Raw genomic sequence first — 20,048 nt, forward strand, 5'->3', positions numbered from 1 at the left:
CTCCGTGTCGCGAATGCCCCGCATTAGACGCCGAAGCGGCGCCAAAGCGACGCTGACGCGCGATGTAACAACGTCATGTGTCTGCCACGCCGCTGACATGCCGGTTTCATTGCGCGTGTCCAGACTCGGTCAGCAGAAAGGGATTTCCCATGAAAGAACTGCCGAACCCGACGTTTCCGCTCTCGCAGCTCGGACTGCGCGCAGCCTTGTGGCCCGCACCCGCGGCCGGAACCCCCGCCGTTGTTGCCGCTGCCGCCACCGTCGCCGCACTGGCCACCCGCACGTCGGTGCCCGAGGCGCCGCTGGCCGTCATCGTGCCGCCGGTGGTCGAAGCCAAGCCGGGCATCACGGTGAGCTGGGCGCGTCATCTGGATGACGTGCGCGCCGCGCAACGCCTGCGTCACGACGTGTTCGTCGGCGAGATGGGCGCACGCCTGACCACGCCGCTGGCCGGCCACGACATCGACCTGTTCGACGACTTCTGCGAACACCTGCTGGTGCGCGACGAACTCACGGGCCAGGTCATCGGCACCTACCGCGTGCTGACCCCCGCGCAGGCGCGCCGCGTCGGCAGCACCTACAGCGACACCGAGTTCGACCTGACCCGCCTGCGCGACCTGCGCGAGCGCATGGTCGAGCTGGGCCGCAGCTGCGTGCACGCCGAGCACCGCCAGGGCGGCGTGATCCTCGCGCTGTGGGGCGCGCTCGCCGGCTTCATGCACCGCAACAAGCTCGACACCATGATCGGCTGCGCGAGCATCCCGATGTCGCACAACGGCGTGACCAGCGGCGACGCGGCGGCCAGCATCTGGCGCCAGCTCTCGGCCAGCCACCTGGCGCCGATCCAGTACCAGGTGCAGCCGCGCCTGCCGCTGCCGGTCGAGCGGCTCGACAGCGCGCTCGACGTGGAACCGCCCGCGCTCATCAAGGGTTACCTGCGCCTGGGCGCCAAGGTGCTCGGCGCGCCGGCCTGGGACCCGGACTTCAACACCGCCGACCTGCCGATGCTGATGCGCATCGACGACCTGCCGGCGCGCTACCGCAAGCACTTCCTCGGCGCATGAAGCCGGCGGCCATCCGGCCCGACGCCGGGCCGCACGCTGCTTCGCTGTCGACGAATGTGTCAGGTTCGCTCTCTGTGGGGCAGGGCGCGTCACGCGAATGTCATGGAACTGTCACGGACGAAGTTGACACTGTCATATTTCAGCCGTCGTGTTCTCCCGTGCCGCTTGCTCCAGAATCAGTGCCCATGCCCTCCCTCTCCGCTGACCCGTCGCGCGCCGGCGAAGCGCCTTCGTTCGCGTTGCTGGACCGCGACCACAGCATCCTCTCGTTCAACGAGCGCGTGCTCGACTGGGCCCACCGGCCCGAAGTGCCGCTGATCGAACGGCTGCGCTACCTGTGCATCGTGTCGTCGAACCTCGACGAGTTCTTCGAAGTCCGCGCCGCACCGCACCTGAGCGCGGGCAGCGCCGGTGACCGCAAGGGCACCTACACGGTCGAGTCTTTCGAACGCCTGTCCGAAGCGGCCCACACGCTCGTGGCGCGCCAGTACGCGCTGTACAACGACGAGCTGATGCCGACCTTTGCCACGCACGGCATCCACATCGTGTCGCACGGCGAACGCAACCCGGCCCAGCGCAAGTGGGTCAGCGAGTACTTCGAGCGCGAAGTGCGCCCGCTGCTGATCCCCGTGGGGCTCGACCCGGCGCACCCGTTCCCGCAGGTGGCCAACAAGTCGCTGAACTTCATCGTGCGCCTGGGCGGCAAGGACGCCTTCGGCCGAGAGAACCCGATCCAGATCGTCAAGCTGCCGCGCGTGCTGCCGCGCCTGATCAAGATGCCGGCCAAGGTGTCGGACGGCAAGACGCTGTTCGTGGCGCTGTCGAGCGTGGTGCGCGCGCACCTGGCCAGCATGTTCCCGGGCCGCGAGGTGGGCGACTTCTCGCAGTTCCGCGTCACGCGCCACTCCGACCTCGCGGTCGACGAGGAAGACGTCAAGAACCTGCGCACCGCGCTGCGCCAGGGCCTGCAGCACCGCCACTACGGCCAGGCCGTGCGGCTGGAGGTGTCGGCCAGCTGCGCCGAATCGCTCGCGAGCTTCCTGCTGGCGCAGTTCAACCTGCCGCCGCAGGCGCTGTACCGCGTGCACGGCCCGGTGAACCTGGCGCGGCTCACGCAGCTCATCGACCTGATCGGCGAGCCGCAGCTGCGTTTTCCTCCGTACGCGCCGTCGTTCCCCGTCACGCTGTCGCCCGCCCAGTCGTTCTTCGAGCGGCTGCAGCGCGGCGACGTGCTGATCCACCAGCCCTTCGAGAGCTTCGACGGCGTGCTGGCCTTCCTGCGCGAGTCGGTGCTCGACCCGCAGGTGCTGGCGATCAAGCAGACCATCTACCGCACCGGCGCCGACTCCGAGCTCATGGACCTGCTGCGCGAAGCCGTGCGCCGCGGCAAGGAAGTGACGGTGGTGGTCGAACTGAAGGCGCGCTTCGACGAAGAGGCCAACATCAACTGGGCCGAGATGCTCGAGTCGATCGGTGCGCAGGTGGTGTACGGCGTGGTGGGCCTGAAGACCCACGCCAAGATGCTGCTGGTGACGCGCCGCGAGGGCAAGCAGCTGCGCCGCTACGGCCATCTGTCCACCGGCAACTACAACCCGCGCACGGCACGGCTGTACACCGACATCAGCCACCTCACGGCCGACCCGGCGCTCACCGCCGACATGGAGGCCGTGTTCGTGCACATGGCCAGCCAGAGCCGCCTGCCCAAGCTCAACCGCATGTGGCTGGCGCCCTTCGACCTGCACAAGAACCTGGTCGCGCGCATCGATGCGCTGGGGCAGGCCGCCGCCAGCGGCGAGCCCACGCGCATCGTCGCAAAGATGAACGCGCTGACCGACGAGGAGATCATCGGCGCGCTCATCCGCGCGGGGCAGAAGGGCGTGAAGATCGACCTCATCGTGCGCGGCGCCTGCACGCTGCCGGCGCAGGTGCCGGGTCTCACCGACAACGTGCGCGTGCGCTCGGTGATCGGGCGCTTCCTCGAGCATTCGCGGGTGTTCTATTTCCGCCATGGCGAGGACGAGTCGCTTTACCTGTCGAGCGCCGATTGGATGAACCGCAACATGATGCGGCGCATCGAGCTGGCCTGGCCCGTGACCGACCCCAACCTGCGCCAGCGCCTCATCGACGAGTGCCTGGTGGCTTACCTGCACGATGGGCGCGACGCCTGGGACCTGGGCGGCGACGGCATCTACCGGCGTGTCGACCATGACACGCACCCCGGCGAGGCGGGTGCGTCCCCCGCGATCGAAGCGCATGGCGCCCAGGCCGCCTTGATGGGCCGCTATGCATCACGAGGAAACCACCGTGATGCGTCCGGCAATTGAAATTGAAGAAGAAGTTCGAAAGACGATGAGCATGGACTTGATCTTCTGGCGTCACGCCGAAGCCGAGGACTGGACCGAAGGGTGTGACGACATGCAGCGCTCGCTCACCCCGCGCGGCGAAAAGCAGGCCAAGCGCATGGCCACCTGGCTCGACCGGCAACTGCCCGACGGCACGCGCATCGTGTGCAGCCCGGCGCGCCGCTGCGAGCAGACCGCGCTTGCGCTGGGCCGCAAATACAAGCTGCGCTCCGAGCTGTCGCCCGACACCACCCCCGACGCGCTGCTGGCCGCCACGGGCTGGCCCAACGGCAAGTCGGTGGTGCTGGTGATCGGCCACCAGCCCTCGCTGGGCCAGGCCATCTCGATGCTGCTCGGCCTGAAGCAGGACAGCTGCCCGGTGCGCAAGGGCTCGCTGTGGTGGATCCGCACCCGCGAGCGCGACGGCGACGTGCAGACCGTCGTGGTGACGGTGCAGGCGCCCGAGCTTCTCTAGCTGCCAAAGCCGTCCTTCGCCGGGAATACCCCTGCCTGACGCTTGCGGACAGGCGCTTTGTCACGGTTGCGGGCAGAGCTGGCAGGGCGCTTGTCTCCCGGAAAAAGGGGCGAAGCACTCATGCGCGCGCGCGGCGCAATTTCTACAGTGTGACTCCACGGCAGCGTGCTTTTGACGCCGATGCGGGAAAGAAGCGGTGCCGGTCGACCACATCACTGGGGAAGACGCATGAAACCGCTCAACACACTGCCAGGAAGCTTCATGAACATGCTGCGTGCAGACGCGGACATGCGGTTGAAGGCGCTGATTTTTCTGCTTGTTGCCGCAGCCCTGCTGTCGGGGTGCGCGACGAACACCGCCGCGCCTGTGGCGCCGACCCGTCATGATGTCGCCCGGTCGATCGAGAAGGTCGAGCTCATCTACAACCAGGAAGACCAACTGATCGTCACGGATGGCGGCGGGTCGGGGTTGACGGGCTTCGCAGGGTTTCTGGGACCCCTCGCTGCGCTGGTGGCCATCTCCGTTGATACCAACAGCCGACTGACGATGGCCGCCCGGACCGACCAGCGCAGCAAGGAGTTCACGGCCGCAGTGAAGAACAGCGGAGTGACCATGGGGCTCAACAGGCAGTTCGCAGAGCGACTGGCGGCGCGCCTGCGGGACAGTGGCCGCGAGGTGAAGCTGACGCCTTTCTTCCGCGCGACCGGAGAGCACGCGCAGATGCAGGTGCAGGAGCTCCAGCCGACGCCCGGCTACAGCACATTGATCTTGCGGATCACGACGTCCTATGGCGCGGCCGATGCGACATCGAGCTTCAAGCCGTACGTCTGGGTGGAGCAGTTGCTCAGGGACGAGAAGCAATCCGTCGTGGGCCAGACGTTGCAGGTCGCCGACGTGAGCGAGCCGACCTATCTCCTGTACGACGGCTTGCTCAAGGACACTGCAGGCGCTCGCGAAGGGTTGAAGCGCGGGCTTGACCAGATCGTGCAGCCGGCCTATGTCAGCCTGTTCGGGGAAGACGAGCCGCGCAAGGCCAGCGCTGCGGCAGTCACGCAGACGGCCGGCATCGACACGAAGTGAAACGGCTCAGGCGCCGCTGAGTTCCACGCGCCAGTTGCCGGTCTTTTGCCAGGCCAGCACTTCCTCGCGCAGCAGGTGCGCCGACTGCGGGTACATCTCGGCCCAGTCGGGCGCGCAGGCGATCGTGAAGGCCCTGGCACCGAGTGCCGCGAGGTTCAGCGCCTGCGGCTCGGGGTCGCGGCGCGCGTGGCACAGGATCACCGCCAGGCGCAGCGCCAGCAGCTGCATCACGAAGGTCTCGTCGTCCAGCGAGGCTTCGAGCTTGCGCAGCTTGCCGCGCTGGCCCAGCACCAGCTGGCCGAGGGCGTGCAGTTCGTTCACCGCGAAGCCGGGCGCGTCGGTGTTGTCGAGGATGTAGGCGCCGTGCTTGTGATAGTCGCTGTGCGAGACCAGCGCGCCGATCTCGTGCAGCTGCGCGGCCCAGCCGAGCTTGCGCAGCGCGCGCCCGGCGCGGCTCGAGGTGCTGCCGCCGCGTGCGGCGGGGGCCAGCTGCACGAACAGCGCGGCGGCGGTGTCGCTCACGCGCTTGGCCTGGGCCGGATCGACCGCGAAGCGGGTGGCGAGCCGGGTCACCGTGGCGCTGCGCATGTCGGCCACGCTCTCGTCGCGTTCGAGCAACTCGTAGAGCACGCCGTGGCGCAGGGCGCCCTGGGCGACCTTCATTTCCTGGATGTCGAGCAGATCGAACACCGCGCGCAGCACGCTCAGGCCGCCGCCGATCACGGCCTTGCGGTCTTCGCGCATGCCGTCGATGCGCAGCTTGTCGATGCTGCCGGCCTTGAGCAGGCGGTCGAGCAGCCAGTCGAGGCCCTCGCGCGTGACAAGGCCGGCTTCGCCGCCGGCCGCCGCGAGCACGTCGCCCACCGCGCCGATGGTGCCGGAGGCGCCATAGGCCACGTCCCACTGGTCGCGGGTGTAGCTGGAGAGCGCGTCGTCCAGCACGGCCTTGGCCGCTACTTCGGCGGCGCGGAAGGCGGGGGCGGTGAACTGGCCTTCGCCGAAATGCTTCATCGACCAGGCGACGCTGCCCACGCGGTACGACTCCATGCGCTCGGCCTCGAGGGCGTGGCCGATGATCATTTCAGTGGAGCGCCCGCCGATGTCGATGACGAGCCGGCGTTCCTGGTCGGACGCGTCGGTGTGCGGCAGGTGGTGTGCCACGCCCTGGTAGATCAGGCGGGCTTCTTCCCGGCCCGGGATCACGTCGATGCCGAAGCCCAGGATGGTGCGCGCGCGCAACAGGAACTCTTCGCGGTTGCGCGCTTCGCGCAGGGTCTGCGTGGCCACGGCGCGCACCTGAGAGCGCTTGAAGCCGGCCAGCCGCTCGCCGAAGCGGGCGAGGGCGTCCCAGCCGCGCTGCATGGCTTCGGTCGTGAGGTTGCGGGCGCTGTCCAGGCCGTTGCCCTGGCGCACGGTTTCCTTGAGGTACTCGGTGCGGTGGATCTGTCCGTGGTCGACCTGGCCGATTTCCAGCCTGAAGCTGTTCGAGCCGAGATCGACCGCTGCGAGGCGGGTGCCGTTTTGCATGTTGTAGTGAAGAGGGCGGTTCTCTGATCGTAGCGCCGTGACAGCAGGCGCCGCCTCCCAAGTCACGTCACGGCGAGGGCTGGAGGTTAGGTGGGGTGAATGACGGTTGTGTGACAGCGTCACACACGACAGGGGTGGCGCAGCGGCATTTTCCCTCGACAGAAGGGGTGTCACATCGATGTCACAAAAGCTTTTTAGAGTCCGTTCGAGCCCCCAAAGGGACTACTTCTTACTTCTCAAGGAAGCTTTATGAAAACGACGTTCAAATTTGCAACCGCCGGCCTCGTGACCGCGCTGTTCTCCATTTCCGCCTTCGCACAAGACGTGACCGGCGCCGGCGCCAGCTTCCCCGCACCGCTGTACGCCAAGTGGGCTTCCGACTTCAACAAGGCCACCGGCGTCAAGATCAACTACCAGTCGGTCGGCTCGGGTGCCGGCCTCAAGCAGATCGAAGCCAAGACCGTCGACTTCGGCGCTTCGGACGCTCCCCTGAAGGACGACGAACTGCAAGCCAAGGGCCTGATGCAGTTCCCCACCGTCATCGGCGGCGTGATCCCCGTGGTGAACATCCCCGGCATCAAGCCGGGCGAGCTGAAGCTCAATGGCCAGGTGCTGGGCGACATCTACCTGGGCAAGATCACCAAGTGGAACGACCCCGCCATCAAGGCTCTGAACGCGTCGCTGGCCCTGCCTGACGCCGCCATCGCCCCGGTTCGCCGCGCCGACGGTTCGGGCACCAGCTTCCTGTTCACCAACTACCTGAGCAAGGTCAACGCCGAGTGGAAGTCGAAGGTCGGCGAAGGCACGGCCGTGAACTGGCCCACCGGCGCGGGTGGCAAGGGCAACGAAGGCGTCGCCGCTTTCGTGAACCGCCTGCCCAACTCAATCGGCTACGTCGAGTACGCCTACGTCAAGCAGAACAAGATGACCTACGCGCAGCTGCAGAACGCCGCCGGCACGTTCGTCTCGCCCGACGACAGCGCCTTCAAGGCCGCCGCCGCCGGTGCCGACTGGAACAAGAGCTTCTACCAGGTGCTGACCAACCAGGCTGGCAAGGATTCGTGGCCCATCACCGGCGCCACCTTCATCCTGATGCACAAGGTGCAGGACAAGCCCGCCAGCGCCACCACCGTGCTGAAGTTCTTCGACTGGGCCTACAAGGGCGGCGACAAGACGGCCGACGAACTCGACTACGTGCCGATGCCCGACGCCGTGAAGGCCACCATTGCCAAGGCATGGGGTGAAGTGAAGGACGCATCGGGCAAGCCGGTCGCGTTCAAGTAAGAAGCAACCCTTCATCCACCCTCCAGGACGGCGCGCCCATGAGCAACTCTTCGCTCCAGGACGCGCCGCTTTCGTCTTTGCCGGAGCGACCCGTGTCATCCACCCTCCCTGCTGCCGCCTCCCTCGACCTTGCGGCCGAGCGCGCGCGCACCTCTGCCGCTCCTCCGCCGCCCGTGAAGGCGCCCCGTTCCGGCCCCATGGCCGACCGCATCTTCGGCTGGGCCGCCAAGGGCGCCGCGCTGCTGACGCTCGCGATGCTGATCGGCATCCTGCTGTCGCTGATCGTCGGTGCCTGGCCCGCCATTTCGAAGTACGGCCTCGGCTTCCTCACGAGCAGCGTGTGGGACCCGGTGAAGGACGAGTACGGCGGCCTTGTGATGATCTACGGCACGCTGGCCACCTCGTTCATCGCGCTGCTGATCGCCGTGCCGGTGAGCTTCGGCATCGCGCTGTTCCTGACCGAACTCTCGCCCAACTGGCTCAAGCGCCCGTTGGGCACCGCCATTGAACTGCTGGCTGCCGTGCCGTCCATCGTGTACGGCATGTGGGGCCTGCTGGTCTTCGGCCCCATTCTTTCCACCTGGGTGCAGCAGCCGCTGCAGAAGCTGCTGGCCGGCGTGCCGTACCTCGGTGCCCTGGTGTCCGGCCCGCCCGTGGGCATCGGCATTCTGTCGGCCGGCATCATCCTGGCCATCATGATCATTCCGTTCATCGCCTCGGTGATGCGCGACGTGTTCGAAGTGACGCCCGCGCTGCTCAAGGAGTCGGCCTACGGCCTGGGCTCCACCACCTGGGAAGTCGTCTCCAAGGTCGTGCTGCCCTACACCAAGGCCGGCGTGATCGGCGGCATCATGCTCGGCCTCGGCCGCGCACTGGGCGAGACCATGGCCGTCACCTTCGTGATCGGCAACATGAACCAGCTCAACTCCCTGTCGGTGTTCGAGGCGGCCAACAGCATCACCTCGGCCCTCGCCAATGAATTCGCCGAAGCCGGCGCGGGCCTGCACCAGGCCGCGCTGATGTACCTCGGCCTCGTGCTGTTCTTCATCACCTTCGTCGTGCTGTCGCTCTCGAAGATGCTGCTGGCCCAGATGAAGAAGAGCGAAGGAACCAAGTCGTGAGCACCGCGCAAAACCTGATCAACGCCAAGACCCTGGCAGAGACGCGCCAGGCGAAGTTCGCCGCGCGCAACCGCGTCAACAAGATCGCCCTCACGCTGTCGCTCGCCGCGATGGCGTTCGGCGTGTTCTGGCTCGTGTGGATCCTGTGGGAAACGCTGCGCCAGGGCGTGGGCGGCCTGGCGCTGGCCACCTTCACCGAGATGACGCCGCCGCCGAACGAGGCGGGCGGCATCGCCAACGCCATCTTCGGCTCGTTCGTGATGGTGATGCTGGCGACCTTCGTGGGCACGCCCATCGGCATCATGGCCGGCATCTACCTGGCCGAGTACAACCCCAAGGGCTTGCTGGCCTCGATCACGCGCTTCGTCAACGACATCCTGCTGTCGGCACCCTCGATCGTGATCGGCCTGTTCGTCTACGCCGTGGTGGTGGCCTACTTCAAGACCTTCTCGGGCCTGGCCGGCGCACTGTCGCTGGCGCTCATCGTGATTCCGGTGGTGATCCGCACCACCGAGAACATGCTGCAGCTGGTGCCGCCGGGCCTGCGTGAAGCGGCCTACGCACTGGGCACGCCGAAGTGGAAGGTCATTCTCAGCATCACACTGCGCGCCGCGCGCGCCGGTGTGGTCACAGGTGTGCTGCTGGCCGTGGCCCGCATCGCCGGCGAAACCGCGCCGCTGCTTTTCACCGCGCTGAACAACCAGTTCTGGACCGCCGACGTGAGCCAGCCGATGGCCAGCCTGCCGGTCACGATCTTCAAGTTCGCCATGAGCCCGTACGAGAACTGGCAACAACTGGCCTGGGCCGGTGTGTTCCTGATCACCGTCGCCGTGCTTGCCCTCAACATCCTGGCGCGCGTGCTGACGCGCAACAAACACTAAATCAAGAAGGCGCCAACATGCCAAACACCGTCGCACAACAACAACCGTCGCGCTCGAAGATCTCGGTCAAGGACCTGAACTTCTACTACGGCAAGTTCCACGCGCTCAAGGGCATCAACCTCGAGATCCCCGAGAACAAGGTCACGGCCTTCATCGGCCCGTCGGGCTGCGGCAAGTCGACCCTGCTGCGCACCTTCAACCGCATGTTCGAGCTGTACCCCGAGCAGCGCGCCGAAGGCACCATTGCGCTGGACGGCGAGAACCTGCTCACGTCCAAGCAGGACGTGGCGCTGATCCGCGCCAAGGTCGGCATGGTGTTCCAGAAGCCCACGCCGTTCCCGATGTCGATCTACGACAACATCGCCTTCGGCGTGAAGCTGTTCGAAAATCTGTCGGCCAGCGAAATGGACGACCGCGTCGAGTGGGCCCTGAAGAAGGCAGCCCTGTGGACCGAAGTGCGCGACAAGCTGCAGCAAAGCGGCTCGGGCCTCTCCGGCGGCCAGCAGCAGCGCCTGTGCATTGCACGCGGCATCGCGATCAAGCCCGAAGTGCTGCTGCTCGACGAACCGTGTTCGGCACTCGACCCGATCTCGACCGCGAAGATCGAAGAGTTGATCGCCGAGCTGAAAAACGAGTACACCGTGGTCATCGTGACCCACAACATGCAGCAGGCCGCCCGCTGCAGCGACTACACCGCCTACATGTACCTCGGCGACCTGATCGAGTTCGGTGCCACAGAACAGATGTTCTTCAAGCCGCAGCGCAAGGAGACCGAGGACTACATCACCGGCCGCTTCGGTTGAAGTCAAAGGAAACAACACCATGACCGAGAAACACCTTTCCAGCCAGTTCGACAGCGAACTCAACGGCGTCTCGTCGCGCGTGATGGAGCTCGGCGGCATGGTCGAGTCGCAGATCCACCAGGCCGTGTACGCCCTGCTGCAGTTCGACGCCGAAGCCGCCGACCGCGTGATGGAGACCGAGCACCGCGTCAACGCGATGGAGATCGAGATCGACCGCGAGCTGTCGTCGATCATCGCCCGTCGCCAGCCCACGGCGCGCGACCTGCGCCTCTTGATCGCCATCAGCAAGACCACCGCCAACCTGGAGCGCGTGGGCGACGAGGCCAACAAGATCGCGCGCATGGTCAAGTCGATCATCGAGAGCGGTTCGGCTCGCCAGCTGCCCACCACCGAGCTGCGCATTGCCGCCGACCTGGCCTCGAACCTGCTGCGCACCGCGCTGGACGCCTTCGCGCGCCTGGACACGGCCGCCGCGCTGTCGATCCTCAAGGACGACGACCTCATCGACAAGGAGTTCGACGGCTTCGTGCGCAAGCTGGTCACCTACATGATGGAAGACCCGCGCACCATCTCCGCCAGCCTGGACCTGCTGTTCCTGGCCAAGGCCATCGAACGCATCGGCGACCACGCCAAGAACATCGCCGAGTTCATCATCTACATCGTCAAGGGCGCCGATGTGCGGCACACTTCGATGGAGGAAATCGAGTCGGCATTGCAGTGACGACCGTCGCCGCAAAGACTCCCCATAACGCATGAAGAAACCAAGAGTCCTGATCGTCGAAGACGAATCCTCGATCGCCGAGCTGATCGCCGTCAACCTGCGCCACAACGGCTTCGAGCCGATCTGGTCCGAAGACGGTGCCGCCGCCCAGCGTGAAATCGACGCCTTCCTGCCGGACCTGATCCTGCTCGACTGGATGCTGCCGGGCCAGAGCGGCCTGCAGCTCGCGCGCCAGTGGCGCAAAGACCCGCGCACCAAGGCCATCCCGATCCTGATGCTCACGGCGCGCGGCGACGAGCCCGACAAGGTCGCCGGCCTCGATGCCGGGGCCGACGACTACATCACCAAGCCGTTCTCCACCCAGGAAATGCTGGCGCGCATCCGCGCCGTGCTGCGCCGCCGCGCGCCCGAGGTGGTGACCGAGCGCGTCGAGATCGGCGAACTGGCCCTCGACACCTCCACCCACCGCGTGACGTGGCAGGGCGGGGCGCTGAAGGTCGGCCCGACCGAGTTCAAGCTGCTGGCCTACCTGATGCAGCATGCCGAGCGCGTGCACAGCCGCGCGCAGCTGCTGGACAAGGTGTGGGGCGACCACGTCTACATCGAGGAACGCACGGTCGACGTGCACGTCAAGCGCCTGCGTGAGTCGCTGGGCGTGGCTGCGCCGATGGTGGAAACCGTTCGCGGAGCGGGTTACCGGCTGACGGCCCAAGTCACGGTGTGAGCAGCGCCGTGAGCCTCGGCGGCGGGCGCGGATAATCGCCCGCCATGCCTTTCCGTATTGCTACTTTTTTAATAGCGTCCCTCGCAATTGCGGCGGGTGCTGTCGGCCTTTTCGGCTGGAAGTACGGCTGGCTGGGTGCCTGGCTGGGCGCGGTGCTCTGGCTGGGCTTCGATGCCTGGCGCGCCGAACGCCTGCTGCGCGTGCTGCGCAACGACGCAGCCGGGCTACCGTCGCGCGGGCCGGGCGTGTGGGGCGAGCTCTCGGAGCGCATCCGCAAGCTGCTGCGAGAGCGCGAACAACAGACCCGGCAGGCCGAAGACCGGCTGCAGGAATTCCTGGCCGCCATCCAGGCGTCGCCCAACGGCGTGGTGCTGCTCGACGAGCAGGGCCGCATCGAGTGGTGCAACCAGACGGCGGCGGGGCAGTTCGGCATCGATGCCGAGCGCGACCTGCTGCAGCATCTGGCGAACCTCGTGCGCGATCCGGCGTTCGTGGCCTACCTGGCCTCGTGGAACTACAGCCGCGACGTCGTCATCGATGCGCCCGGTCTCGTGCATGCACAGCATCGCGGCCATCCGGTGCGGTTGTCGGTGCAGGTGCATCCCTACGCCGGCAACCGGCGCATGCTGCTCACGCGCGACATCACGGCGCTGGAGCAGGCCGAGGCGATGCGGCGCGACTTCGTGGCCAACGTGTCGCACGAGATCCGCACGCCGCTCACGGTGCTGGCGGGCTTCGTCGAGACGCTGCAGAACCTGCCGCTGGATGCCGACGAGCGCACGCGCTACCTGTCGCTGATGGGGCAGCAGTCGCACCGCATGGAAACGCTGGTGAACGACCTGCTGACGCTGTCGCGCCTCGAAGGCAGCGCGGCGCCGTCAGGCAACCAGTGGGTGCGCATGCGCGCGCTGCTGGCGCAGTGCGAAGACGAAGGACGCGGCCTGTCGGGCCGGCTCACGCCGCAGGGGCACCGGCTCACGTTCACGTCCGAGGCCGAGTCCGAGCTGTCGGGCGCGCCGACCGAGTTGCAAAGTGCGATGTCGAATCTCGTGAGCAACGCCATCCGCTACACGCCGGGCGGCGGCGAGGTGGTCGTGACCTGGCGGGTGCTGCCCGACGGGCGCGGTGAATACGCCGTGCGCGACACGGGCCCGGGCATTGCCGCCGAGCACATTCCGCGGCTCACCGAGCGCTTCTATCGCATCGACCGCAGCCGCTCGCGCGAGACCGGTGGCACGGGGCTCGGGCTGGCGATCGTGAAGCACATCGCGCAGCGCCACGGCACCGAGCTGCGGATCGAAAGCACGGTGGGCAAGGGCAGCCGCTTCGCGCTGCTGTTCCCGGCGACGCGCGTGCGCGAAGCGCGCGTGATGAGCAAGTAAGCGAGCCGCGTGGCCCTCAGTGGGCCCGCGCCTTCATCGTCCAGCGCAGCAGCGCCACGAACAACAGCGCGGTGAGCGCCAGCGCCGCGGCGCTCATGAGCCAGAAAGCCAGCGGCGACTGCATGGCCGGCCACGGCCCCAGGCCGCGGTAGGCCAGCAGGTAGCTGCCGCCCAGCCCCATGCCCCAGAGCATCGCGCAGTAGATGACCAGCGGTGCCAGCGTCACGCGGTAGCAGCGCAGCACGAAGACGCACAGCGTCTGGAACGCATCGGCGATGTGATACAGCGCCACCGTGGTCAGCAGCGCCGCCGCCATCGCGATCACGGCCGGGTTGTCGGAGTACACGTTGGCGAGCTGCGTGCGGAACACGGCCATCGCGCCGGCATAGAGCAGCGCGAACAGGGCGGTGAGCTCGAAGCCCAGCCGGCAGGCATGGCGCGCCCGGGCGCTGTCGCCGGCACCGAGCCAGAAGCTCACGCGCGCGCTGGTCGCGATGGCGAGCGACAGCGGCGTCATGTAGGCCACGGCCAGCAGGTTCGAGGCGATCTGGTGCGCGGCCGCGGCCGCGGTGCCCAGGCGCGCGATGAAGAGCGCCATCAGCGTGAACGACGTCACTTCCACCAGCACCGCGAGGCCACCGGGCACGCCCAGCCGCGCGAACAGGCGGATCTGGCGCCAGTCGGGCGCCTCGATGCGTTCCCACAGCTGGTAGCCGCGGTAGAACGCGCCGTGGCGCAGCAGCCAGACCGCGCAGCCCAGCATGGCCCAGTTCACGCACAGCGTGGCCCAGGCGCAACCCACCAGCCCCATCGCCGGCAGGCCGGCACCACCGAAAGTGAACCAGACCGACAGCGGCAGCTTCACGAGCAGCGAGGCCAGCTGCAGCCAGGTCACGAGCTTGGGCTTGCCCAGGCTCTGGTTCAGCGTGCTGAAGAGGCGAAAGAGCAGGGCGGGTGCCAGCGCAAAGGCCAGCACCGCGAGGTAGGCCTCGACCTCGCCGCGCATGTCGGCGGGCACCTGCGTCCAGCGCAGCGCGGCGCCGGGCAGCAGCAGCACGGTCATGCCGACCACGACGGCGATGGCTGCGAGGTAGAGCGACTGGCGCACCGAGCGGCCGATCTCGCTGCCCCGGTTGGCGCCGTGCAGTTCGGCCCACACCGGCAGCAGCGCCTGCAGCACGCCCATCAGCGAGACATACACGCTGACGAAGATGGCGGCGCCCACCGACAGCGCGGCCAGCGCGCCTTCGGAATAACGGCCCGCGATGATGGTGTCGGCCACGCCGAAGGCCATCACGGCCAGCTGGCCGATCAGCACCGTGCCGGCGTGCCGTGCGATGAGTCCGCGTTCGTTCCCGTGCGTGCTGCTGCTCACGGGTCAGCGCACGATCTTTTCGTAGAGCAGCAGGTCGTCCGCCGGGCTGCTGGGACGGCGCAGGGTGCCGCTGAAGCGCCACTGTTCCAGCGGGATGATGGTGTGCAGCCGTTCGATGGTGTCGGGGCTCACGAGCAGCCACGGGCAGTCGTTGCCCAGCAGCAGCGGCTGCAGGTTGAGGTTGCCGTGGTGGCGCAGCGCCGCGACGTGCGGCCGGCTCAGCGCCAGCTCGGCAACGCAGCGCGGGTGGCCGATGCGCTCGGTCACGGCGCGCACCTGCGGGACGTAGCTGCGCGCGTAGTCGATGGACGGCAGCCACAGCGTCATCAGCAGCATCCAGCACAGCGCGGTGCCGCCGGCCGGCAGCACCAGCGTCTTCCAGAGCGCGGCGCGATGGCGCCCGGTGCGCCAGCGCACCAGCCAGCACCAGGCCAGCGTGGCGGCCAGGGCGAGCACGAAGGCCACCGGCGAGAACTCGGCCACGAAGCCCGGCACCAGCCGCGCCACGCTGGCGGCCGGCTTGCGCGGCGCGCCGGTCAGCATGGCGATCCAGTACATCCAGCCGAGCACGGCCAGGCCGCTGAAGAACAGCACGTTGAACCAGTCGATCAGCGCCGCCGCGCTGCGCCGGAAGGTCGGCAGCGCAAAGGCTGCCAGCGTGGCGAAGGCGGGCAGGGCCAGCAGCAGGGAGCGGTCGGAGAAGTCGGTGGTCCAGGTGGCGGCCAGCGGTACCAGCGCGAACCACAGCGGCAGCGCGACGTGGCGCTCGAGCCACTGGCGGCGCCAGCGCCAGAGCGTCCAGATCGCGAGCGGCCAGACCGGCCAGGTGAACCACAGCAGCAGCTTGGCCTGGCTGCGCACGTCGGACAGCAGCGAGTGGCCCAGCGTGATCTTCCATTGCGCCAGGCCCAGACCGAAGACCAGCACGGCGGCCAGTACGGTGATGCCGACCATCGTCAGCAGCGCGCCCAGCGTGAAGCCGGGGCTCTCGTCGTCGCTGTAGCCTTCCGCTGCACGGATGGCACGCTGGTGGCGTTCGTAGGCCATGTACACGGCGCTGCCGATCGCCAGCGCGAGGCCGACCGTCGGCCCGCCGCTCAGCGTCATGCCGAGAGTGCCGACCACGAGTGCGATCACCGGGCCGACGCGTCGGTAGGGCAGTGCGGCGACGCCGTAGAAGAGGTGCGAGGCGAAGTACAGCTGCGCCAGCGCGGGCGTGGTTTCATGTCCGAGCTGTGCCAGGCCCAGCGAAGCGATCAGCGCCAGCAGGCCGCCGTCGGCGATGGCGCGGGCGTAGTCGGTCGGGCGCGCCTCGCCGCCGAAGGCAAAGGCCACGGGCTGGGCGCGCGGCGTGCGGGCGAGGTAGTAGACGGCGTACCAGGTCGCGGTGAAGGTGCCCCACAGCATCAGCGCGAACACGAAGCGCACGGCCAGGTCGGGGTTGACCCACGAGGGGGCGAGCTGGATCGCCCAGGCGCCGATCCAGTAGGGGATCAGCGCGGGGGTCTCGGGGCGCATGCCCAGCAGCAGCGGATCGAACCAGCGGGCGATGCCCTCGGTGCTGCGGGCCAGCTCGGCCATGTAGCCGAAGGCCGTGATGTCGGCGCTCTTCCAGGGGCCCCGGCCGAGCAGGCCCGGCAGCAGGTAGGCCGCGCACAGCAGCAGCAACGCGACGCGCGGCAGCCGGCGTACGGCATTCTGGGCAACGATCGCGGGGGTCGGCTGGTTCAAGGGCGAGGCGGAAGAGGCGAAGGGGTGATTGGAAAGAAAAAGGGCAGCGCGGTAAACCGGGCTGCCCTCGACGCCAGAGCGCGTGCCTGATTACTTGGCAGCGGTCTTGCCGAAGCGGTTGCGGAACTTCTCGACGCGACCACCCATGTTGTCCACCGACTTTTGCGTGCCGGTGTAGAAGGGATGCGATTCGCTCGTGGTGTCGAGCTTGAACAGGGGCAGCTCGCGGCCGTCGTCGGTCTTGCCCATTTCCTTGGTGTTCGCGCACGAACGGGTCACGAACTTGAAGCCGTTCGACATGTCGACGAACAGAACTTCGCGGTAATTCGGGTGGATGCCTTCTTTTGCCATGGTGTTTCCTTTTGCGCTGTTGGAATCAATGCGCGGTCGATGCGAGAGCCACCAGCGTGCCAGCAATCTGGCGCGCCGCCCTGAGGTCTTGACGTGAAGTGAAGGCCAAGGAAGCCGGGCGACGTGCCCAGCCGCACTTTTCGCGGAGCCCATGATTATCGCATACTGCCCCAATTGCGAGCAAACCGGGCCCTCCCATGACTTCTACACCCCTTCGCGCCGGCCTCGTCGGCTACGGTTTTGCCGGCCAGACCTTCCATGCGCCGGTGCTCTCGGCCGTTCCGGGACTCGAACTGGCGGCCGTGGCGAGCTCGCAGCCGCACAAGGTGCATGCCGACTGGCCCGGCGTGGCCGTGGTGCCCGACGTGGCGGCGCTGGTCGCCCGGACGGACATCGACCTCGTGGTGGTGGCGACGCCCAATGCCCAGCACCATCCGGTCGCCAAGGCGGCGCTGGAGGCGGGCAAGCACGTGGTCGTTGACAAGCCGTTCACGCTCGATGTGGCCGAAGCGCGGGATCTCGAATTGTTGTCTACGCGCAACAATCGCGTGCTCTCGGTCTACCAGAACCGGCGTTTCGACGCCGATTTCCTGACGCTCCAGCAGGTCCTGGCGTCTGGCGATCTGGGGCGCCCGGTGTATCTGGAATCGCATTTCGACCGGTTCCGTCCCGAGGTTCGCGAGCGGTGGCGGGAGCAGCCCGTGCCGGGCGCGGGCCTGTGGGTGGACCTGGGCTCGCACCTGCTCGACCAGGCCGTGCAGCTTTTCGGCCGGCCCGACACGCTGCAGCTCGACACGGCCGCTTTGCGCGACGGCGCGCTGGTCGAAGACTATTTCCACGCCGTGCTGCGCTACGAGAGCGGCCCTCATGCGCCGCTGCGCCTGGTGCTGCACGCCACGACGCTCGCGGCCCATGCGGCGCCGCGCTACATCGTGCAAGGCACGCGCGGCAGTTACGTCAAGCACGGCGTCGATCCGCAGGAAGACGCACTGCGCGCCGGCCAGCGGCCGCCGGCGGAAGGGTGGGGGGGCGATCCGCTCGACGGCGAACTCACGCTGACGGGCAGCGACGGCGCCCCGCACTTTCGCGCGGTGCCGACGCAGGCCGGCAACTACGTCGCCTACTACGCGGCGGTCCGCGATGCGATCCTCGGCAAGGGGCCCAATCCCGTGCCACCCGCGCAGGCCGTCGCACTGATGGAGCTGCTCGACATCGGCCGCCAGAGCGCTGCCGAAGGCCGCGCCATCCGCATCGAGCGCCCATGAAAAAAGCGCGTTGACCCGTGAGGGCCAACGCGCTTTTTGCGGAAGAGCCTGAAGCTCAGCCGCCGCGACGCATCATGTCGAAGAACTCGACATTGGTCTTGGTCGCCTTCATGTTCTTGAGCATCAGCTCCATCGACTCGATCTCGTCCATGTTGTACATGAGCTGGCGCAGGATGCGGGTCTTCTGCAGGATCTCGGGCGCCAGCAGCAGCTCTTCACGGCGCGTGCCGCTGCGGTTGAGCTGGATCGAGGGGAACACGCGCTTTTCGTACAGGCGGCGGTCCAGGTGGATTTCGGAGTTGCCGGTGCCCTTGAACTCTTCGAAGATCACTTCGTCCATGCGGCTGCCGGTGTCGATCAGCGCGGTGCCGATGATGGTCAGCGAGCCGCCTTCTTCCACGTTGCGCGCGGCGCCCAGGAAGCGCTTGGGGCGCTGCAGTGCGTTGGAGTCCACACCGCCGGTCAGCACCTTGCCCGACGAGGGCACGACGTTGTTGTAGGCGCGGGCCAGACGCGTGATCGAGTCCAGCAGGATCACCACGTCCTTCTTGAGTTCGACCAGGCGCTTGGCGCGCTCGATCACCATTTCGGCGACGTGCACGTGGCGCGCTGCGGGCTCGTCGAAGGTCGAAGCGATGACTTCGCCCTTCACCGTGCGCTGCATTTCGGTCACTTCTTCAGGGCGCTCGTCCACGAGCAGCACCATCATGTGCACGTCGGGGTAGTTGGCGCTGATCGCGTGGGCGATGTGCTGCATCATCACCGTCTTGCCGCTCTTGGGCGGCGCCACGAGCAGGGCGCGCTGGCCTTTGCCGATGGGGGCGATGATGTCGATGATGCGGCCGGTGAGGTTCTCTTCGCCCTTGACGCCTTCGCGTTCCAGCTTCATCTGTTCCTTGGGGAACAGCGGCGTCAGATTCTCGAACATCACCTTGTGCTTGTTGGCTTCGGGTGCGCCGTCGTTGACCTTGTCCAGCTTGGTCAGTGCGAAGTAGCGCTCGCCGTCCTTGGGCGTGCGCACTTCACCTTCGATCATGTCGCCGGTGTGCAGGTTGAAGCGCCGCACCTGGCTGGGCGAGATGTAGATGTCGTCGGTGCTGGCCGTGAAGCTGGTGTCCGGGCTGCGCAGGAAGCCGAAGCCGTCGGGCAGGATTTCGAGCACACCGTCGGCGAAGACCTGTTCGCCGGCCTTGGCGCGCTTCTTGATGATCGCGAACATCAGCTCTTGCTTGCGCATGCGGCCGATGTTTTCGATCTCAAGCGCCTCAGCCTGCTTGAAGACTTCAGACACGTGGAGTGCCTTGAGTTCGTTTAAGTGCATGGAACGACCCCTGGAGGGGTAATCGAATCGGGAACGGGGGGAGGTTTGATGTGGGGCAAGAACTGCCTCACGAACCGGGGAACTCGAACCGGTTGCCTGATGAAAGGCCCGGTGAACTGAGGGCGATTATGACAGGAAAATCGCCCCGGCCAACGCATTGCGCGCTGGCCGGAAGAAATGCATCAGGCGAGTTGCTGGTCGATGAAGGCCGTGAGTTGCGCCTTGCTCATGGCGCCGACCTTGGTGGCGGCCAGCTGGCCGTCCTTGAACAGCATCAGCGTGGGGATGCCGCGAATGCCGAACTTGGCGGGGATGTCGCGGTTCTCGTCGACGTTGAGCTTGGCGATCTGCAGCTTGCCTTCGTAGGTGGCCGAGACTTCGTCCAGGATCGGGGCGATCATCTTGCAGGGACCGCACCATTCGGCCCAGTAGTCGACCAGAACCGGCTGGCTGGACTTGAGCACGTCGGCCTCGAAGGAAGAATCGGAGATGTGTTTGATCAGTTCGCTGGCCATGTGATGTGTCCTTGTGCGCAGAGAGAGTTTCGGTGCAGCTAAAGTGCGGGTCATTGTGACAGAAACCAAGGGGCGACGTGCCATGC

Annotated in this window: 18 protein-coding genes; 12 read left to right on the forward strand and 6 right to left on the reverse strand. The window is 67.1% G+C overall.

Annotated elements, in window-relative coordinates; all coding sequences use genetic code 11:
* Positions 1-149 precede the first annotated feature (149 nt).
* The 4 genes from AC07XP_RS06705 (at position 150) to AC07XP_RS06720 (ending at position 4,961) form a co-directional block, all read left to right on the forward strand.
* Entirely contained in the window at positions 150-1,064 is a 915-nt protein-coding gene (locus AC07XP_RS06705; RefSeq protein WP_495264179.1) for a GNAT family N-acetyltransferase, read from the forward strand.
* Positions 1,061-3,388 (forward strand): polyphosphate kinase 1, encoded by a 2,328-nt coding sequence (gene ppk1 / locus AC07XP_RS06710; protein ID WP_495264180.1) that lies wholly within the window; start codon positions 1,061-1,063, stop codon positions 3,386-3,388. The genes AC07XP_RS06705 and ppk1 overlap by 4 nt, the downstream gene beginning before the upstream one ends.
* A gap of 31 nt (positions 3,389-3,419) precedes the next feature.
* Entirely contained in the window at positions 3,420-3,881 is a 462-nt protein-coding gene (locus tag AC07XP_RS06715) for a SixA phosphatase family protein (protein WP_062473174.1), read from the forward strand.
* Positions 3,882-4,109: 228 nt separating this feature from the next.
* Positions 4,110-4,961 carry a hypothetical protein gene (locus AC07XP_RS06720; protein ID WP_492741475.1) on the forward strand — a complete coding sequence of 284 codons (852 nt, stop codon included), beginning with the start codon at positions 4,110-4,112 and terminating at the stop codon, positions 4,959-4,961.
* A 6-nt stretch (positions 4,962-4,967) separates the two neighbouring features.
* Here AC07XP_RS06720 and AC07XP_RS06725 read toward each other — a convergent pair whose 3' ends face one another.
* Complete coding sequence (locus tag AC07XP_RS06725; RefSeq protein WP_307635620.1) at positions 4,968-6,488, reverse strand: Ppx/GppA phosphatase family protein; 1,521 nt, start codon at positions 6,486-6,488, stop codon at positions 4,968-4,970.
* Between the two features lie 249 nt (positions 6,489-6,737).
* Here AC07XP_RS06725 and pstS point away from each other — a divergent pair, with 249 nt between their 5' ends.
* From pstS to phoR, 7 genes are read left to right on the forward strand one after another with little or no spacing between them, the layout of a single operon-like run.
* Positions 6,738-7,772, forward strand: a complete 1,035-nt coding sequence (pstS, locus tag AC07XP_RS06730) for a phosphate ABC transporter substrate-binding protein PstS (protein ID WP_062473144.1) — start codon at positions 6,738-6,740, stop codon at positions 7,770-7,772.
* Positions 7,773-7,810: 38 nt separating this feature from the next.
* Positions 7,811-8,893, forward strand: coding sequence for a phosphate ABC transporter permease subunit PstC (pstC, locus tag AC07XP_RS06735; RefSeq protein WP_139140218.1), 1,083 nt, complete (start codon positions 7,811-7,813; stop codon positions 8,891-8,893).
* Positions 8,890-9,774, forward strand: a complete 885-nt coding sequence (gene pstA / locus AC07XP_RS06740) for a phosphate ABC transporter permease PstA (RefSeq protein ID WP_095950235.1) — start codon at positions 8,890-8,892, stop codon at positions 9,772-9,774. Before pstC ends, pstA begins: the two co-directional genes overlap by 4 nt.
* Before the next feature lie 17 nt (positions 9,775-9,791).
* A complete protein-coding gene (gene pstB, locus AC07XP_RS06745; protein WP_056580144.1) occupies positions 9,792-10,577 on the forward strand; it encodes a phosphate ABC transporter ATP-binding protein PstB in 786 nt (261 codons plus the stop codon).
* Positions 10,578-10,596: 19 nt separating this feature from the next.
* The gene (gene phoU / locus AC07XP_RS06750; protein WP_062473142.1) at positions 10,597-11,298 is read left to right on the forward strand and encodes a phosphate signaling complex protein PhoU; all 702 of its coding nucleotides are present in this window, start codon (positions 10,597-10,599) and stop codon (positions 11,296-11,298) included.
* A 31-nt stretch (positions 11,299-11,329) separates the two neighbouring features.
* On the forward strand, positions 11,330-12,022 hold the full coding sequence (gene phoB, locus AC07XP_RS06755) for a phosphate regulon transcriptional regulator PhoB (protein ID WP_062473140.1): 693 nt from the start codon (positions 11,330-11,332) through the stop codon (positions 12,020-12,022).
* 44 nt (positions 12,023-12,066) lie between these two features.
* Complete coding sequence (gene phoR / locus AC07XP_RS06760; RefSeq protein ID WP_307693032.1) at positions 12,067-13,404, forward strand: phosphate regulon sensor histidine kinase PhoR; 1,338 nt, start codon at positions 12,067-12,069, stop codon at positions 13,402-13,404.
* Positions 13,405-13,420: 16 nt separating this feature from the next.
* Here the strand turns inward: phoR and AC07XP_RS06765 are convergent, their stop codons facing one another.
* The 3 genes from AC07XP_RS06765 to AC07XP_RS06775 form a co-directional block, all read right to left on the reverse strand.
* Positions 13,421-14,779 carry an MATE family efflux transporter gene (locus tag AC07XP_RS06765; protein ID WP_495264181.1) on the reverse strand — a complete coding sequence of 453 codons (1,359 nt, stop codon included), beginning with the start codon at positions 14,777-14,779 and terminating at the stop codon, positions 13,421-13,423.
* A 3-nt stretch (positions 14,780-14,782) separates the two neighbouring features.
* On the reverse strand, positions 14,783-16,510 hold the full coding sequence (locus AC07XP_RS06770; RefSeq protein ID WP_495264182.1) for a hypothetical protein: 1,728 nt from the start codon (positions 16,508-16,510) through the stop codon (positions 14,783-14,785).
* A gap of 90 nt (positions 16,511-16,600) precedes the next feature.
* Positions 16,601-16,861: a type B 50S ribosomal protein L31 gene (locus tag AC07XP_RS06775; protein ID WP_056580149.1), complete on the reverse strand. Its 261-nt coding sequence runs from the start codon at positions 16,859-16,861 to the stop codon at positions 16,601-16,603.
* A gap of 197 nt (positions 16,862-17,058) precedes the next feature.
* Between AC07XP_RS06775 and AC07XP_RS06780 the strand changes: the two genes are divergently transcribed.
* On the forward strand, positions 17,059-18,126 hold the full coding sequence (locus AC07XP_RS06780) for an oxidoreductase (RefSeq protein WP_495264183.1): 1,068 nt from the start codon (positions 17,059-17,061) through the stop codon (positions 18,124-18,126).
* A 55-nt stretch (positions 18,127-18,181) separates the two neighbouring features.
* On the opposite strand, the gene rho is transcribed toward AC07XP_RS06780, so the two are convergent.
* The gene (gene rho, locus AC07XP_RS06785) at positions 18,182-19,447 is read right to left on the reverse strand and encodes a transcription termination factor Rho (RefSeq protein WP_062473130.1); all 1,266 of its coding nucleotides are present in this window, start codon (positions 19,445-19,447) and stop codon (positions 18,182-18,184) included.
* A 182-nt stretch (positions 19,448-19,629) separates the two neighbouring features.
* On the reverse strand, positions 19,630-19,962 hold the full coding sequence (gene trxA, locus AC07XP_RS06790) for a thioredoxin TrxA (RefSeq protein WP_042578306.1): 333 nt from the start codon (positions 19,960-19,962) through the stop codon (positions 19,630-19,632).
* Between the last annotated feature and the right edge of the window lie 86 nt (positions 19,963-20,048).

The organism is Variovorax sp. GW531-E2 (assembly GCF_059423125.1).